The following is a 16,421-nucleotide window of genomic DNA, read 5'->3' as shown; positions in this document are numbered from 1 at the left end:
TGAAATGAAGACCGCAGAATTGAAGTTATGAGTGAGTTAAAGAACGACCGTTTTCTTCGTGCCCTATCGCGTCAGCCTGTAGATGTAACGCCCGTTTGGATGATGCGTCAGGCTGGACGCTATCTACCTGAATATCGCGCATCCAGAGCCAAGGCTGGAGACTTCATGGGCTTATGTGGCAACCCGGAGATGGCTTGTGAGGTGACCTTGCAGCCGCTCGAGCGCTACCCTTTGGATGCAGCCATTTTGTTTTCCGATATTCTGACCATCCCCGACGCAATGGGCTTAGGCTTGTACTTTGAGACCGGTGAAGGCCCAAAGTTTAGAAAGCCTGTGCGTACAGAATCAGACATTCAGGCCCTTCAGGTTATCGACCCCCATAAAGATTTACCCTACGTCGTGGATGCTGTCAGCTTGATTCGCCGTGAGCTAAACGGACGGGTTCCTTTGATTGGTTTCTCCGGTAGTCCCTGGACGTTGGCCACCTATATGATAGAGGGCGGCTCCAGCCGAGATTTTCGTCGCGCCAAGCAGATGCTCTATAACACGCCAGAGCTTATGCATCAGCTTCTAAACACTTTGGCCGAATCAGTCATTGTGTATCTAAATGCACAAATTGAAGCCGGTGCCCAGGCGGTACAAATTTTTGATACCTGGGGAGGGGCACTCTCCCACTCAGCCTATCAGGAGTTTTCGCTCAGTTACATGCAAAAGATTATTGACGGTCTAATTCGCGAGCGTGAAGGCCGAAAGGTGCCTGTCATACTGTTTACCAAAGGCGGAGGGCAGTGGCTGGAGTTGTTGGCGGATACCGGGGCAGACGGATTAGGTTTGGACTGGACGACCGATATCGGGCAGGCCCGTGCGCGAGTAGGCGAGCGAGTAGCGCTGCAGGGCAATATGGATCCGACAATACTCTACGCCTCACCTCAGCGTATACGCGAAGAAGTTAGCCGTATTTTGCAATCCTTCGGTGCAGGTTCCGGGCATGTATTCAATTTAGGACATGGCATTACCCCAGAGGTTGATCCTGAGCATGCCGGTGCCTTTATTCGGGCCGTGCACGAATATTCGGGTCCTTACCATACTTGATTATGCTCTATCTAGCGTAGCGATAGAATATTGATTAAACTGCCCTTAGCTTCGTATTGCCTTCAATGCCAAGGTGGCGACATTTCAGGAAACGCTAAAGGGGACGTTTGTGGGTATTAAGCAGTTAAAGCTCAATGTCAATGAACTGACAATAGGGATGTTTGTCTCCGGCCTGGATCGGCCGTGGACGCAAAGCCCATTTCCTTTGCAAGGCTTTTATATACGAGACATGGAAGAGCTTAAAAAGCTTAAGGGCCTGTGCAGCCATGTATATGTCGACGTGGTCAAGGGGCGCGCGCCCGTGGCCGCTAATCTAAAAAACATTGTCCCTGACTCGTCGCGCCCAAGCCCTAAAAGTCGCTCTTTTGGCGGTGCCCCCGTTGCGCCCTCCATCCCGGTAAAACCCATCAAAGTAAATCACAATCAATATCCGCTGGTTAAGGGATTGCATCGCGAAGTCAAAAGCGCCAAGCAACTCCACCAAAAGGTTTACACGGCGGTAGGAGAGATTCTTCAGGGGTTCGATTCGGAGCACGCTCACAATATTCCAATTGCGGAAACACGTAAGCTCGCCAGCGATATGGTCGACAGTGTGGTTCGCAACCCCGATGCCTTAACGTGGCTCACGCGGGTAAAAGAAGCCGATGATTACACTTACTCGCATGCTTTGCGCGCATCGGTGTGGGCGATTTTATTTGGTCGCCATATTGGCATGGCGAAAAAAGAGCTCGACGTGTTGGCGTTAGGGGTTTTGCTCAAAGATGTGGGTAAGACCAAATTGCCCCGACGATTGCTGGTAAAGTCAGATCTGTCCCCTGAAGAGCAGGAGGAATACCAGGCTTTTGTCGAGTTGGGCGTGGAGATTTTGCGCGAAACCGAAGGTGTAGAGCCTAAGGTTATCAGTGTAGTACGCACTCACTGTGAGCGACTGGACGGCAGTGGATTTCCCAAACATTTAGTAGGCGACAAGATACCCCTTCTGGGAAAGGTTGCCGGTATAGTGACCTATTACGATAAGGTCATTTCACCTCGAGGTGCAACAGTACCCACGGCGCCCTCAAAAGCCGTTGCTCAACTTTATGAGCAGCGAAATACCAGCTTTCAGGAAGATTTGGTGGTTGAATTTATTCGCGCGATTGGTCTTTACCCAACGGGTACATTGGTTGAGCTAAGTACCGGTGAGGTGGGTGTGGTGGTCGAACAGAACTTTGAGAGACGCCTAAAGCCCAAAGTAATGGTTGTTTTGGACGCGATTAAAGAGCCCCTGGATAAAACCAAATTACTTGATTTGTCTGAAGACGATCGACGCAAACAAGCGCTTATCGATGCCGGCAAAAAGACCCTGGCCGAGCTGCAAAAAATAGAAATCGTACGCGATTTGGAGCCCGGCAGTTATGATGTTGACATCATAAAAATCCGCGATGAATACTTAACCGCCGGCGCTAAAAAAGGTATTAAAGGACTGATTAAACGCCTAACCAGTAGCTAAAGAGCGCAGCGTATTGGTTAAGCGGGTCACGAGCTATGAGTGTTGGCTCAGCCTGCCCAGTACTTCTCCCATCTTAGTGGCTGCACCTGCGGTCAGATCGGGCTCCCATTGCGCTTGGTCCTTTGCGAACAGGACAATGGCGGTCGACCCGAGTTTGAATCTACCCATTTCTTCTCCCTTTGCCAGTTCAATGCGCGCTGGTGTTGCATCGCCGTAATGAGTGGTACTGATACGGCGTTTAAGGGGGGCCTGCGTTCCCGCCCAAGCTGTTTCAATACCCGCGACAATCATAGCGCCAACTAATATCACCGCCATCGGGCCGGCGCTGGTATCAAAAATACACACCACACGCTCATTGCGCGCGAATAGCCGGGGCACATTCTCTGCTGTGACTTCATTGACCGAAAATAGGTCGCCGGGGATCGTTTTCATAAGTCTCAGTTTGCCCGCTAGCGGCATATGCACCCGATGATAATCTTTGGGTGACAGGTAAATGGTGGCAAAGTCACCTTGGGCAAACTCTGCGGCGAGCGCATTATCGCCACCAAGCAGTTCGGTTGTACTGTATAGCTGCCCCTTGGCCTGAAATATTCTACCGTCATCGATATCGCCCAACTGACTAATGCTGCCATCGGCTGGCATGACAATACTGTTAGGCGCGGCATCAATAGGGCGAGCTGCAGGTTTGAGAGCCCGGGTAAAGAATGCATTAAAAGTGGAATACTCTGTAAGGTCTTCAATTAGCGCTTCACTCATATCAACTTGATAGCGCTTGGCAAATGCTTTGATCAGCAAGTTTTTCAGTCCAACCAGTTGGCATTCGGCCAGTAAGCCAACCAAACGCGACAGCAAGTGTTGGGGAATGACATACTGCAACACAATAAATAATTTATCTTTCATATGACTCTCGTTGTTGGCCGGTGTTGACGCTCTGTGGTCATCGAATGGCCTTTGGGTGCCAGCCTCAGGCTGGTAGAATGCTCGATCAGCTATGATGCATCGGGGGCAACGTGCTACACGTCGAAATTATACCGGTTACCCACTACCAACAAAACTGTAGCTTTATCTGGTGTGATGAAACGCTCGAGGCGGCCCTGGTCGACCCCGGTGGCGAGCCAGAAAAGTTAATCGCCAGAGTGCAACGCTCTGAGTTTACCTTGACCAAAGTATTACTCACCCATGGTCATATGGACCATGTGGGTGCCGTTACACCGATTGCCCGTGCTTTTGACACCCCTGTTGTAGGTCCCCACCGCGCTGAGAGCTTCTGGTTGGATATGCTAGACAAGCAGGCGTCGATGATGGGCTTTGCGCCTTGCGAGCCTGTAGTGCCGAGTGTGTGGTTGAATGATGGCGACGTCGTCACCCTGGGTAACCGGCACTTACAAGTTTTCCATTGTCCTGGCCATACTCCGGGACATGTTGTGTTTGTTGACCTGGATGCGGCTATTGCGTTTGTCGGAGATGTATTGTTTAAGGGCTCGGTCGGGCGTACAGACTTTCCGCGAGGCAATCAGCAGCAGCTAATTGACTCAATTCACAGCAAATTGTGGCCCCTGGGTGACCATATTCAATTTGTTCCCGGCCATGGCCCAACGTCAACCTTTGGTGCCGAGCGCGCATCCAACCCCTTTGTGGCAGACAAGCATTTTGGCTGATTCTTTTCCCTGGCCATTGGAATACCGGTTTTCTCAGAGGCGTAAATCGGTCGGATTAGAGGTGCGCGAAGGGCGAGTTATCGTAAGAGCACCGGCTGGTTACCCGAGCGTGTTATTGGCGCGTATCGTGCGCAACAAGGTGCGTTGGATATCGGCCAAGGTCGCAGAGCAAAGCGTGCGTATGGCAGCCAGGCCGCGCTACAACTATCAAGATGGCGACCTTCTGCCTTACCTCGGGAGCCATCTCAGATTGCGGGTTGGTGCCGGCCGCAAGCAATCGGTAACACGTGAGGCTGATACCCTGTCGGTTTGCACGAGTGCACGCTCCAATAAAACAACCCGGCGACAAACGTATGAAGAAGTGAGCCTGTGGTACCGGCAGCAGGGTTTGGCATTGTTAACGGAAAAAACTCATAATTTGTGCGCGCGCCAGGGGTTAGAGTGCCGCTCTGTCAAGGTGCGGCTGACCCGCTCAAAGTGGGGGCATTGTACTCGCACAGGGGATATACAGTACAGCTGGCAAATACTGCTGGCCCCCGAGCCTGTGGTGGATTATCTTGTAGCCCACGAAGTCAGTCACCTGCGCTACCCGCATCACGGAGCGAGTTTTTGGCGTTATGTTGAGCAGCTTTACCCTGGCTTCGAGCCTCAACGGCAGTGGTTGCGTGACCATGGCCACACTTTGATTTTACCGGCACCGGAGTAACCCTATGGAACCACTAAGCGACGATTTTGAGGAAAATGCCGATCGATTTATCGTCGAGGGTATTCAGTCGGGGTGTGTCTGGGGGCTGGAGGGGCCGGATGGCTGGGCTCTGTGCGACTCTGATCGCTATGAGGAGACCGATGTCATGCCCTTGTGGTCCGACCGGGAGCTGGCGGCGGCGGTCTGTGTTGATGAGTGGAAAATCTACAAGCCAGTGGCTATCGCGCTAGAGGAACTGCTGGAAGAATGGTTGCCCGGTATGCACGATGATGTGCTGCTCATCGGCCTCAATTGGACCGGTGAACTGGAGGGGGACGAGTGGGAGCCCCTGGACCTATTGGCTGAATTTGAAAGTGAGCTGCGCTAGTGAGCCTCAGCCGATACCCTCTTAATTTACTTACCCGGCCTGATTGGCCGCCTCGTCAACCCCAAACAAGTAGTCGTGCAGTATATCTACCTGATTATCACAAACGTAGTGTTCCAGCTGCTCGAGTTCTGAAAATGCAGGGGTGATTGCAAAGTCAGGGTCACCGCTGAAATCAGCCTTTGTCAGCACTACAACGCGTCGCGGCGCAGCGGTTTCAGACTCTGGACTGAGAAGTAATTGAAGCACCTTAAACTTAAAATCCAGGCAAAAGCGCATCAGGTTTGGGTAGATCGACTCCTGTCGGTTGTTGAAGCGTATTTCCCTGCTGCCAAGCAGTGCCTGGCTTATTGAGCGGTGGTCAGACATAGATCCTCATTCACCAGCCGAAGGGGCGTTAAATTATTGCCCTGATTAGAGCACACTCACATTTGCCACATTGTGATCTGTGTCACAAAAAGGCGGCTGTTATTATCTTTCGCTATGAAAGCATGGGGCGCCTTAGAACTAAAATTGTAAAATCCGGCCGTTGTAATCACCACATTTAGCGACAGCCGTATCTGTATATAATTCATCGCCTAGGCGCCGGGCGCCGAGTCAGGTATTGCGCAGCCATTTGTCGGCGAGCGGGATTCCCTATAGCATATCCCTCAACAGAGGCTGGCACTGTTGGTTTTGGTTGGCATTTGCGCTTGCTTGCAGGATGATTGACCAAACAGGCCCCGAATAAGTAAAGCACTTGCGCACTACAGCGTGGCAAGTGAACAACAGGAAACTTTATGTCTGAGCACACGACATTTGCGGAAGCAGAAGAATTTATCTCGTTGAAAGAGTATGCCGAAAAGGCCTATCTCGACTATTCCATGTACGTCATTCTTGACCGCGCTCTACCGCACATCGGCGACGGTCTGAAACCGGTTCAGCGCCGGATTGTCTACGCAATGAGCGAGCTGGGCCTGAAATCAACAGCCAAGTTTAAAAAATCCGCCCGTACGGTCGGCGATGTCATTGGTAAGTTTCACCCGCATGGCGACTCTGCGGCCTATGAGGCAATGGTGATTATGGCGCAGCCATTTTCTTATCGCTATCCTCTGGTGGATGGGCAGGGCAACTGGGGATCTCCCGATGACCCTAAATCATTTGCCGCAATGCGTTATACCGAGTCCAAACTTGCCCGATATGCCGAAGTATTGCTGGAAGAGCTGGGGCAGGGAACGGTAGATTGGCAGCCTAATTTCGATGGTACCATTGATGAGCCAGAAGTATTTCCGGCCCGGGTGCCCAACGTCCTGCTCAATGGTACCACCGGTATTGCTGTGGGCATGGCGACCGATATACCGCCACACAACTTGCGTGAAGTGGTTAGTGCGTGCGTGCATTTACTCGACAACTCCAAAGCGACCATCGAAGAGTTGTGCGAGTTTGTGCAAGGTCCGGATATGCCCACGGAAGCGGAGATTATTACGCCGCGCAAGGATATTCAGGCTTTGTACAAAACAGGCCGCGGCAGCTTAAAAATGCGCGCCCTGTGGACACTGGAAAAAGAGACTGGAGATTTCGTGGTAACCGCATTGCCACATCAGGTCAGTGGCGCCAAAGTGCTGGAGCAAATAGCAGCACAAATGCAGAATAAAAAACTGCCTATGGTGGCCGATTTGCGCGATGAATCGGATCACGAAAACCCTACTCGGCTGGTTATTACGCCGCGCTCGAATCGTGTCGATGCTGAGCAGGTAATGCAGCACTTGTTTGCCACCACAGATTTAGAGAAATCTTACCGTATCAATATGAACATGATTGGTATTGATGGTAAGCCCGCGGTAAAAGACCTGCAGAAGATTCTCAGTGAGTGGTTGAGCTTCCGGACGGTCACCACTCGCAGGCGGCTGCAGCACAGATTGCAAAAAGTCGAGGAGCGCCTGTTGCGTTTGGCGGCATTGATGATTGTGTATCTCAATGTCGACGAGGTGATTCGAATTATTCGCGAAGAAGATCATCCCAAGCCAATACTCATGCAGCGATTTAACCTGGTCGAAATGCAGGCGGAGTACATCCTGGAAACCAAGCTGCGCCAGTTGGCCCGCCTGGAAGAAATGAAAATTGCTGAAGAGCAAGACAAGCTGGAGAAAGAGCGCGATAAGCTCAACAAAATTCTGGGTTCAGCGGCAAGACTAAAAACCTTGGTTCGTAAAGAGCTGGTTCAGGTGGCCGAAGAGTTTGGCGATGATCGTCGCTCGCCGATTGTTGAGCGTGCCGAAGCGCAGGCTTTCAGTGAAACTGATTTAATCACAGTCGATGCGGTAACCGTGGTCTTGTCTGATAAAGGCTGGATTCGCGCTGCGAAAGGTCACGATGTTGACCCCGTGGCCCTCAACTACAAGGCGGGTGACTCATTCAAGCTGGCCGTCCTTGGCAAGTCAAATCAGTCCGTTATTTTACTGGATTCCACCGGTCGCAGCTATGCCATAGCAGCCCACACATTGCCATCGGCGAGAGGCCAGGGAGAGCCGGTTAGCGGGAAGCTTAACCCACCTAATGGCGCAACGTTTGAAGGGTTATTGATGGGGGCAGATGCCCAGTCAGTATTACTGGCAAGTGATGCGGGTTATGGCTTCGTGACCAGCATGGCGGATTTGTACAGCAAGAACAAAGCAGGTAAAAGTACTTTGACTTTACCGAAGGGAAGTCAGGTGTTGCCGCCAATATTGGTAAAAGATCCCGAGCAAGACTGGGTGGCGGCTGTCAGCAATGAGGGGCGCTTATTGGTATTCTCTATCGCTGAACTGCCAAGGCTCGCGCGCGGCAAAGGCAATAAGATAATCAATATATCAGCGGCTCGGGTACAATCGCGTGAGGAATATGCTATTGCGATTGTCGCATTTAGCGCAAGCGACTCTTTGACGGTATACTCAGGCAAGCGACATTTGACCCTGAAGCCTGCCGATCTTGAACACTACCATGGCGAACGCGGTCGCCGTGGTAACAAATTGCCTCGCGGCTTTCAGAAAGTAGATAAGTTAAGTATTACTGAAAAATAAAAGGTACTTGTATGGACGACAAGCGCGATCACCTGCGAACACCTATGGTTTGTCAGATTAAAATATGTCACGAGCAGCTAGGGGAGTTGTTGGTGAAAACCCGAGATATTTCCGAAGGTGGCGTGTTTGTTATTCTCGACTCCGATCATAATCTTCCCATCGGGGCCAGGGTTACTGGTCAGATACAAGGGTTGTTAGACGATGCTCCAGTGGTTGATATGGAGGTTGTTCGGGCCGAGCCTGAAGGCGTTGGCTTAAGGTTTATATCTGAATAGGGATGAGTGGTGAATTTTATAGCCTGGTTCATTGGTGGTATTGGTTTATCACTCAGCGCTTTATCTATTGCGCAGGTATATACCTGGAAAGATGAGTCAGGCAAGGTCCATTATTCTGATCAGCGGCGAGCTGACAATGCCGAGGCCACGCAAATTGATATTGGTGCGATGCCGCCACCCATATTGGTTAATGCGCTAGCTCCGGTGAGTTTCTCAAAAAATGCAGCGCCGTTGGTACTTGATGGATTCTATTACGCTCAAACTGTAAGCGTCAGCGAAAAAGAGCTGATTACTTACTATTTCGGTGGCGATTGTGTCTCCCCTACCTCGCAAGACTTTAATCAGTTGCGAACCACTTATCCTAATGTATTGCGCGAAGAAAAAAATTTAATGGCGGATGTATTTCGCGCTTTCAGGCTGCAGGGCTATGGCAACTTGTACCGTTCAGGGCACTACAGTACCCCAGATTTGTCAGCGGTAAACGCCGTCACCTTGAGTGGTGAAATTGTTGATTTGAGCATCAATGCATGCCGAAGTCAGCTAATGAGCGGCGCCCGAACCGGAGACTTGGAAAACTCAAGCGTTGGTCAGTTCGATTTGTTGAACGCATGGCTGCAAGTGCGTTGGCGGGTAAGCCTCGCGGGTGAGTCAACCCCTTTATTTGAGATCGAAACCGAAGGTATGGCCGCAACACGGCTGCAGGAGCGACTGGGGTTAACCAGCGCGGTGCGGGTTGCATTTGAAATGGCTGTCAATAATTTGATTGCCCGTGAAGATTTCCGCCAGTCGGTGACATTCCCCGGCGATCGTAATGCTTATGATGTAACAACCAAGGAGCCTCGCCATGTTGACGACGAGCCCCTTGCCGTTAATCCGTTAGATACGGAGCGGAAACTGTACGAACGGGCCTTGCTTCAGTCCAGCTTTAGCCAGGCGTTACAGAGATTGTCGTTGTTAAAGATTGGTGTGGCAGAGTACTTTCATATACAGGGCAGTATGCCGCTGACAATTGACGACCTCGGCTACAATGCAAAGGCGATATCTGCCAATCGCTATATTGATTCCGTTAAAATGCGCGCACCTGGCGTTATTTATGCCGAGCTGTCTGAGGAACACTTCCCCGGCTCACACTTTATTGAGCTTGCGCCCGAGGTGGAGGAGGGGTTTAGCTATATCCAGTGGGCCTGCCTAACCAGTATGCCTAAATACATAGCTCCGGGCGTCTGTCATCAACCATGAAGCCGGGCAAATTCTTTTTCCTGTTTCTTGCATTTCTCTTATCCACCCAATCAAGTGCTGGGGTAATCCTCTTGTATCATCATGTCAGCGATGATACGCCCCCTGTCACATCCATCTCACCTAAGCTTTTCAGGCAACAGTTAAATTATTTAGTAGAGCAGAATGTTAAAGTGCTCCCACTTAAGGAGCTGCTTGATCAGCAGTTAGCCGGTGTGCAAAGAGCGCCTTCGGTGGCGATTACCTTCGATGATGGGTACAGCGATATTTATGAAATAGCTGCGCCGGCCTTACTGAAAAATAATTTTCCTTTCACTGTATTTATCAATACGGAATCAGTGGGCGCGCCAGGGTATATGAGTTGGTCGCAACTTAAATCCTTGCAAGAAATGGGCGCGAGCGTGGCCAATCATACTGTTACTCACCCGCACTTAATGCGCCGACAAGAATCAGAAAATCGCAGTCAGTGGCGCCGACGCATAAAGCGCGAGATTGTGGAGGCACAGTCTGATATCGAAGCGCATCTGGGGGAATCGCCGCTTTTATTCGCTTATCCTTACGGTGAGTTCGATGCTTCAGTAACGGCGCTTGTGCAGTCACTGGGTTACAGGGGATTGGGGCAGCACTCTGGCGCCGTGGGTAAGTTAACAGACCCTTTGCGCATTCCGCGGTTTCCCATGGGCGGGAATTACGGTGAACTGGACAGTTTCGCAACTAAGGTGGCATCACTCCCGTTGCCGGTGGTAGAGGAGGGGGTAGTGCAGCGCAGCGATGGGTTGAGTGACGCCTACGTTCTGTTGGCAGGGCAAACGGCGACCCTGAAACTGGCGTTGGCAGAGCCCGGCCTTGGCAATCGTCTCAATTGTTTTTTTCGGGGTGAGCAGATTGATGTGGTAGAGAAAACGCCTGAGATAGTGCATGTGCCCTTACCGGATGCGCTAACAGCCGGCCGAACAAGGGTTAATTGTACAGCGAAAGAGGCGGGTGGGAATCGTTACTACTGGCACTCTTATCCATTGTTTATTAAGGGCGAGGACGGCGCATGGAAGCATCAAGACTGAATGCAGTGATTCAATTTTGGTTTGTAGAGCTCTCCAGTTCAGACTGGTTTGGCAAGAATCCCGCGGTTGATCAACTTATTAAACAGCGTTTTGCTGGATTGCACAGTGCGCTGGTGCAGGGCGAAGGCCAAGAGTTGGCGTGTAGTGGAGTTAACGTGCTGTCTCAGGTCATTGTGCTGGATCAATTTTCCCGGAATATTTACAGAGACGATGGCCGCGCGTTTGCGTTTGATGATCAGGCGCTGGCGTTGTCACGGCAGGCGATAGAGCAAGGCTGGGATGAGGCACTTAAAGACGATCAGCGAGCCTTTTTGTACATGCCTTTTATGCACAGCGAGCGCGCTGAGGTGCACGAGCAAGCGCTTGCGCTATTCGGTCGGCTTGATAATAAAAACTACCTGGAATTCGAATACAAGCACAAAGCTATTATTGATCGTTTTGGCCGTTACCCGCACCGCAATAAACTACTGAACCGTGTCAGTACTGACGAAGAGCGCGCTTTTCTCGCGACACCAGGGTCCTCGTTTTAATCAAAACGCGTTAAGCGGTTGTAGCGGATGAGCTCCTTAATCTCTTCTACGTACGGCTGTCCGCGACTAGAATAGCTCGTTAGGTGTTCTGCTAACTGAATTCCGCTAACGCTTTTATTTTGTTGGTGGTATGCCAGTCGTTCACTGCGCAGTTCTGTGTAGGCTTGGTGCGTATTAAGGTTGCGAAAGTAGGCATCGATGGCCGGTTCAAGGGCCGCAAACTTTTGTACTTCATGTCGCGCCCCGCGCGAACGTCTTTTAGGAACGAGGCCGCAGCCTTTGCGGTAGCACCACTGGCCAAATAAATTATTGGCTTGGCGGGCGAAGCGCGATGTACCCCAGCCGGATTCCGCCGCAGCCTGGGCCAACACCAATGATGTGGGAATCGTGTCGAGCCTTCTAAGCAGGGCGCGAACTCTGTTAGCGACACTTTTTTCCTGTTGTTCGGTGAGTCGGTAACGTTTTTCCAGGCGCTTTAGCAATACCATGTCTTGGTTGGCGAGTTCACCTTGCTCAAGCTGTTGTTGCCACTGTTGCAGAGTCTGTCGCAAGCTGCTTAGCTGGCCGTTTTTCTGCTCAATAAGTGGCGTTAAGGTATCGATAAATGTTTGCTTGCGAGTGGGGATATCGCGAATGGCTCGCATGTCCGGTAATTGGGTGTTGCCGCTCAGTAGGCCAAGGCTTGAGGCGGTAGGGCGGTGTTGCGAGAGATACATAACGAAAGCAAATGTGCCCACCGCGTAGAGGACAAAAATCCCGGCCAGAAATAAAGACTTACCACGATCCATAATCAGAACATCCGGTTGTCAATTTTGTTGAACTCAGAGCTAGCGCTCACTCAATCATTAATACGTTAAAGGTCAAGCTCGCTGCGCAGAGCCTCAAGTCGGCGCTGGTTTTCCTCGCGCGACAGAGGTGTTTCGATATTTTCGGGCAGCGCAGGGGCATTGGGCTGGGGCAGTCTGATGCCGTTTATGACTTGTTCGCAGAGTCTTTTGTAATGCTGTGCGAACACCGGGTAGGCCGCTCGCTCGGACGAGCTCGCTAAAAAATACCAATCACTGGCCTTGCCTGCGTAATATACGGCCGGATGGCTCCACCTGTGAGCCGCTTTAGGTGACGGAGCGTGACAGGCTTCAATATAGGCCGCGTGAGGCTCCTTGAGCCCGTGCTTGCTTAAGCTTCCCTGACACGCAGCAATCATGCGGTGCAGCGTCGGCAGATAGTCTGAGGTCTCAATGACTTCGCGCGCGCCGCGGCGGATGGTCTCGGGTTCAAAGCGCACCAGAGACTCCAGCCAAAGTTTTTTAATCTGGGCCAGAACCGTAGAGTCGCTGTAAGCTTTGTAATACTGATTGTGATAGTTGATACGAAACAAGGCGAAGACCTCGTTCAGCGCATCAATGTGGCCATCAGTCGCCTTAGCGGCGGGTTCAGCTTGCCCAGCTGCGGTCTGTGAGGTCTTCGATAAGGCTTCGATCTCGCGTTGCGCTTGCTCCAGCAGATGGTTGCTGTTGGACATGGTGATTACCTTGAGTTGCCGTGTTAGTAAGCGCGTGCTGGCGCGCCCAGTGATATTTTACATGCTGCAGAAACTTTGTGTTCCACGATGAATATAGCTTATTGCTCTCCCGCCAAAATAGCACAAATTCGGCAACCTGCCGCTTAGCAAATTCCAGGTCAATATTGGCCAGCGTCAGAACATCATAGGCATCCTCGCTGGGTTGCCAGTTGTCGGGGATGCGCTTGGGCTCAGTATCGTGCTCTATGGCGCTGGTAAAACGAGCCCACTGGCGTTTTACATGCTGGGTAAACTTACTGTTCCAAGTGCGACCAATTTCGCCTCGCTCCTGCCAATAAAGAACAAACTCCGGTATGGCATCTTCGACAAAGGTAAGGCTAATACCCGAGTGGCGCACCAGCAGCTCGACCGCGTCGCGTGACGGTCGCCAATCGGCGGTCATGGCGGTGTCCTGATCGCGCTGAAAAAGCCCGGTTTGGTGCTCGCGCCAGCGTCGCACTACCTGTTTAAGAAACTTGTTGCCCCAGGCGTGATGCGCTTCTGCGCGCTCGCGCCAGTAGGTGACAAATTCTGGAACCTGCTGGCGAATAAAGTAATCGGGAATACTGTACTGGGCCAGTTGGGCCATCAGCTCACTGTCGGGTTGCCAATTAGGGGCAATTTGATTGCTTTGTCTGCCCGTTATGGGGGCCGGGCGCGGTGCCTGGGGGGCGGAGGGGGTTGCCGCGCTTGACGGCTCTGTCGCCAGCACCCCTTCGCTAAAACACCAGGCGATGCTCTGGCTTTGCAAGTAGGGGGCTCCGGTCAGCGTGACAATGCCTTTTTCTTGCAGATTCTTGCTGATGCGTTGGACATCAGCGTCGGACCAAAATGGCAGTCGCCGTTGAATTTGCTGGCGGTTAAGATGGTATGCGGTGCCAACCTGATGCAGAGCTGCATCGCTCAGTACCGCCAGCAATATAGCCTCCTCCAGGCCAATTGTTGCGGCCAATGAGGGGGAAATAAGCAGTGGCTGTTCAGGGATAAGTGATGATTCCATAGCGCGCACTTTACCCTGAAGCGGCTGTCGATTGTAGTGGCTTAACGGTTTTCCAGCCGATTAAAATCCAAAAGCCCCGCTCGCTGAGGTTGTTGCTCAGCATAGGCGCTGTGGATGGCATCGCTGATTTCCCAGAAGTTGGGGTCTGTTCGTCCAATGCCGAAGCGCGCCCGCAAAATGCGGTAATCTTCAGGTGTCTTTAGATTGGCGACGTCCTTACCGAACACCGGCCAGTCCGCCTCGTTGAGCAGCCAGAAGCTGTTGGGGTGAGATCCGACAATCCCCTTGGTTATCACTAATTGGTCGTTTTCTGGCCGACGGCGCGATGACTCATCCAGCATTGACGTTACATTGCTGTGGGCGCTGGTTCGAATTATGGAGTAGACGCCATCTTGCGGCACCCATATATGGCTGACTTCCGGCATTAACGTGGCGGCCTGGCCGCGGATGGCTTGTAGACCATTAAATGTCTCGCGTAGGGCGTCCGGCCAGGCCAGTTGACGTACATAAGGGCTTGCGTTTAGCGCTGGATCTAATTGCACATTTAACCGGTTTAACAGTTCATCGCGTGGCTCATCGGTTTGATATTCCAGCACATGCAAGGGCGACAGTCGATCAAGGTAGTGCTCCAGGTAATCGTTAATATCGTCCTCTGCCCCTTGATACCAGTGTGCAAGTTGTTGATCTTGAACGTCCTTGGGGAGGAATGCGACGAAATTCATTTCCCCTTCAATACGTAAAAAGTCCATATACAACCGGCTCAGTAACTGGTGAGATACATTGCCGTAGACATCGAATCCGGCCACCAGTAGGTAATGGATGCGTTCGAGCAGGGTGTAGTCGATGACCCAGCTGGTTTTTGGTTTCGGGCCAATCAGGCCGCGAGTAACGCTGGCGCTATCGTTGTGGCGAAAAATTGTCAGCGCGGCGTTGTCATTCACGCCGTCGCCATCCCAAATGACATCCAGAGTTAGTTGGGGCCGCTGTTCAATGCGCTGGTTAACATAGTCGGCTCGCACCTCCATGTAGTCTTTTTGCAGCTTGGCGTATTGTCGCCAGTGATGGAGCGGGCGAAAGGTGTTGCCGGCCTCGGCCGGTAGAGCCAGATAGTGGGCGTTGTCGGCCAGAAAGTCGGCTCCCGACTTGGTGTCCAGAGCGTCGGGTGAGATAAAAAACACCCAAAAGTGGTCGCGGATTACGTTAAGCGCCACTTGACCTCGACACACCGGGCCTTTGATAAAGTTCATTATAGTGAACTCGGCTTCGTCTAATAAAAAGCGATAGCGACCATCAATAGGCAATTCGGCGAAGGTGGCAAATGGATTTGACGCGACTTTAAGCTCGTAGGTCGGTAATTCCGATACCTTGTAGTTGCCTTTGAAAAACCACTGCTGCCACTTTGCCATACGGTTGTCGTTGAGCCGGTAAACCATATTGCTTTTGGTGAGCGCGGTTGAAGGGTCTCGCCATAACCGGTAGTAAACCCGGTCGACATGCGGGTTGTCGAATGGACGACGTGTCGCGATTCGATCGATTGGCTGGCCCGGAGGCGTTTTGGAGCGCACAAGCTTAAAGTGATGGTCGGGGTCTGTGTCGAACGTTAAATTGGCGAGAAACAAATGCTCGTACAGGTAGCGGCTCACCAGTTGTGTTTTTAAATCATCGCCGTTAAAAAAGCGTTCCCATCGGGCCTGCTCGGTAACAAGCTCGGGGCTGGGTGCGTAGGGTGGCGCGGCCGCGTAGCCGCCGTCCTCTAGCCAGGCAATGAGCGTATCGTGATTCTCCTGCGACAGCCCCGGCAAGCCATAGGGCATGCCCCATAAGGGGTAGTGTTCGCGATAATCCGCGATTTGGTCGGGCTTGGGACACTGTTGATTGCGATTAATGCCGAGGTCAAAGCTCTCGGGCAGCACAGGGGTCGCTGGCTGCGGGTTCTGCTGCTTGAGCAGCAACAGTTGGGCCAGCACATTATTTTCCAGCCCAGCCCCCTCATTATTAATGACGGGGTAAAAATCCTTGTTTCGCCAATCCGCCGTGTTGTTGCCATCCTCGAACAGTCGGGTTAGCTCACCACCGAGCAGGCGTGCACCGTCGTAGACTTTCGATTTGTGTGCGCCGCGCATAAGCCCGGCTGCGGCATCCAGTTTCAGTTGGCAGGGGGCATCGTAACAGCCATGGCATACCGTACAACGGGCCTCAATGATCGGACGGATTTCTGTGTTGTAGCGTAAATTTTGTGCAGCTGTGATTGGTGGATCGGGAGGAGAGTCCTGATCTGTCTGGTTATTTTCAAGTACTTTACAACCGGCGACGAATACAATCGCCATGAATATCCAATAGAGTTTGGGCATTAGCCACCTCGCAATCACAGGTTCCAATAGCATATCACAGCCGAATTGCACTAAAGTGTG

General features: G+C 51.9%; 16 protein-coding genes. 10 read left to right on the top strand and 6 right to left on the bottom strand.

What is annotated here, in order from left to right:
- The first annotated feature begins 27 nt into the window (after window positions 1-27).
- Entirely contained in the window at window positions 28-1,092 is a 1,065-nt protein-coding gene (gene hemE, locus QWI17_RS16190; RefSeq protein ID WP_302723559.1) for a uroporphyrinogen decarboxylase, read from the top strand.
- A gap of 109 nt (window positions 1,093-1,201) precedes the next feature.
- Window positions 1,202-2,581 (top strand): cyclic di-GMP phosphodiesterase, encoded by a 1,380-nt coding sequence (locus QWI17_RS16185; RefSeq protein WP_302723558.1) that lies wholly within the window; start codon window positions 1,202-1,204, stop codon window positions 2,579-2,581.
- A 33-nt stretch (window positions 2,582-2,614) separates the two neighbouring features.
- Here QWI17_RS16185 and asd read toward each other — a convergent pair whose 3' ends face one another.
- A complete protein-coding gene (asd, locus tag QWI17_RS16180; protein WP_302723557.1) occupies window positions 2,615-3,481 on the bottom strand; it encodes an archaetidylserine decarboxylase in 867 nt (288 codons plus the stop codon).
- Between the two features lie 110 nt (window positions 3,482-3,591).
- Here asd and QWI17_RS16175 point away from each other — a divergent pair, with 110 nt between their 5' ends.
- From QWI17_RS16175 to QWI17_RS16165, 3 genes are read left to right on the top strand one after another with little or no spacing between them, the layout of a single operon-like run.
- The gene (locus QWI17_RS16175) at window positions 3,592-4,239 is read left to right on the top strand and encodes an MBL fold metallo-hydrolase (protein WP_302723556.1); all 648 of its coding nucleotides are present in this window, start codon (window positions 3,592-3,594) and stop codon (window positions 4,237-4,239) included.
- Complete coding sequence (locus QWI17_RS16170; RefSeq protein WP_302723555.1) at window positions 4,232-4,945, top strand: M48 family metallopeptidase; 714 nt, start codon at window positions 4,232-4,234, stop codon at window positions 4,943-4,945. The genes QWI17_RS16175 and QWI17_RS16170 overlap by 8 nt, the downstream gene beginning before the upstream one ends.
- Window positions 4,946-4,949: 4 nt before the next feature.
- Window positions 4,950-5,312, top strand: coding sequence for a DUF2750 domain-containing protein (locus tag QWI17_RS16165; protein ID WP_302723554.1), 363 nt, complete (start codon window positions 4,950-4,952; stop codon window positions 5,310-5,312).
- Window positions 5,313-5,342: 30 nt separating this feature from the next.
- Here QWI17_RS16165 and QWI17_RS16160 read toward each other — a convergent pair whose 3' ends face one another.
- Window positions 5,343-5,678 (bottom strand): hypothetical protein, encoded by a 336-nt coding sequence (locus QWI17_RS16160; RefSeq protein ID WP_302723553.1) that lies wholly within the window; start codon window positions 5,676-5,678, stop codon window positions 5,343-5,345.
- A gap of 410 nt (window positions 5,679-6,088) precedes the next feature.
- On the opposite strand from QWI17_RS16160, the gene parC reads away from it, so the two are divergent.
- The 5 genes from parC (at window position 6,089) to QWI17_RS16135 (ending at window position 11,449) form a co-directional block, all read left to right on the top strand.
- The gene (gene parC, locus QWI17_RS16155; RefSeq protein ID WP_302723552.1) at window positions 6,089-8,347 is read left to right on the top strand and encodes a DNA topoisomerase IV subunit A; all 2,259 of its coding nucleotides are present in this window, start codon (window positions 6,089-6,091) and stop codon (window positions 8,345-8,347) included.
- An 11-nt stretch (window positions 8,348-8,358) separates the two neighbouring features.
- The gene (locus QWI17_RS16150; RefSeq protein ID WP_302723551.1) at window positions 8,359-8,622 is read left to right on the top strand and encodes a PilZ domain-containing protein; all 264 of its coding nucleotides are present in this window, start codon (window positions 8,359-8,361) and stop codon (window positions 8,620-8,622) included.
- Between the two features lie 9 nt (window positions 8,623-8,631).
- The gene (locus tag QWI17_RS16145; RefSeq protein ID WP_302723550.1) at window positions 8,632-9,861 is read left to right on the top strand and encodes a DUF4124 domain-containing protein; all 1,230 of its coding nucleotides are present in this window, start codon (window positions 8,632-8,634) and stop codon (window positions 9,859-9,861) included.
- A gap of 170 nt (window positions 9,862-10,031) precedes the next feature.
- Window positions 10,032-10,919 (top strand): polysaccharide deacetylase family protein, encoded by an 888-nt coding sequence (locus QWI17_RS16140; protein ID WP_302723549.1) that lies wholly within the window; start codon window positions 10,032-10,034, stop codon window positions 10,917-10,919.
- Window positions 10,901-11,449, top strand: a complete 549-nt coding sequence (locus QWI17_RS16135) for a DUF924 family protein (protein ID WP_302723548.1) — start codon at window positions 10,901-10,903, stop codon at window positions 11,447-11,449. The genes QWI17_RS16140 and QWI17_RS16135 overlap by 19 nt, the downstream gene beginning before the upstream one ends.
- On the opposite strand, the gene QWI17_RS16130 is transcribed toward QWI17_RS16135, so the two are convergent.
- The 4 genes from QWI17_RS16130 to QWI17_RS16115 form a co-directional block, all read right to left on the bottom strand.
- On the bottom strand, window positions 11,446-12,237 hold the full coding sequence (locus QWI17_RS16130; RefSeq protein ID WP_302723547.1) for a glucosaminidase domain-containing protein: 792 nt from the start codon (window positions 12,235-12,237) through the stop codon (window positions 11,446-11,448). The genes QWI17_RS16135 and QWI17_RS16130 overlap by 4 nt on opposite strands.
- 65 nt (window positions 12,238-12,302) lie before the next feature.
- Window positions 12,303-12,971, bottom strand: a complete 669-nt coding sequence (locus QWI17_RS16125; RefSeq protein ID WP_302723546.1) for a replication protein P — start codon at window positions 12,969-12,971, stop codon at window positions 12,303-12,305.
- Window positions 12,883-14,010, bottom strand: coding sequence for a DnaT-like ssDNA-binding domain-containing protein (locus QWI17_RS16120; protein ID WP_302723545.1), 1,128 nt, complete (start codon window positions 14,008-14,010; stop codon window positions 12,883-12,885). The genes QWI17_RS16125 and QWI17_RS16120 overlap by 89 nt, the downstream gene beginning before the upstream one ends.
- A 41-nt stretch (window positions 14,011-14,051) precedes the next feature.
- Window positions 14,052-16,361 (bottom strand): fatty acid cis/trans isomerase, encoded by a 2,310-nt coding sequence (locus QWI17_RS16115; protein ID WP_302723544.1) that lies wholly within the window; start codon window positions 16,359-16,361, stop codon window positions 14,052-14,054.
- Window positions 16,362-16,421 lie beyond the last annotated feature (60 nt).

This window comes from Gilvimarinus gilvus (assembly GCF_030518155.1).
GTDB classification, from domain to species: domain Bacteria; phylum Pseudomonadota; class Gammaproteobacteria; order Pseudomonadales; family Cellvibrionaceae; genus Gilvimarinus; species Gilvimarinus gilvus.
This window is presented reverse-complemented; position numbering and strand designations above follow the sequence as displayed.

Coding starts and splice junctions, on each gene's coding strand:
- QWI17_RS16125 (WP_302723546.1), bottom strand. CDS start 12,971: ATGTCCAACAGCAACCATCTGCTGGAGCAAGCGCAACGCGAGATCGAA.
- QWI17_RS16150 (WP_302723551.1), top strand. CDS start 8,359: ATGGACGACAAGCGCGATCACCTGCGAACACCTATGGTTTGTCAGATT.
- hemE (WP_302723559.1), top strand. CDS start 28: ATGAGTGAGTTAAAGAACGACCGTTTTCTTCGTGCCCTATCGCGTCAG.
- QWI17_RS16165 (WP_302723554.1), top strand. CDS start 4,950: ATGGAACCACTAAGCGACGATTTTGAGGAAAATGCCGATCGATTTATC.
- QWI17_RS16120 (WP_302723545.1), bottom strand. CDS start 14,010: ATGGAATCATCACTTATCCCTGAACAGCCACTGCTTATTTCCCCCTCA.
- QWI17_RS16130 (WP_302723547.1), bottom strand. CDS start 12,237: ATGGATCGTGGTAAGTCTTTATTTCTGGCCGGGATTTTTGTCCTCTAC.
- QWI17_RS16160 (WP_302723553.1), bottom strand. CDS start 5,678: ATGTCTGACCACCGCTCAATAAGCCAGGCACTGCTTGGCAGCAGGGAA.
- asd (WP_302723557.1), bottom strand. CDS start 3,481: ATGAAAGATAAATTATTTATTGTGTTGCAGTATGTCATTCCCCAACAC.
- parC (WP_302723552.1), top strand. CDS start 6,089: ATGTCTGAGCACACGACATTTGCGGAAGCAGAAGAATTTATCTCGTTG.
- QWI17_RS16115 (WP_302723544.1), bottom strand. CDS start 16,361: ATGCCCAAACTCTATTGGATATTCATGGCGATTGTATTCGTCGCCGGT.
- QWI17_RS16135 (WP_302723548.1), top strand. CDS start 10,901: ATGGAAGCATCAAGACTGAATGCAGTGATTCAATTTTGGTTTGTAGAG.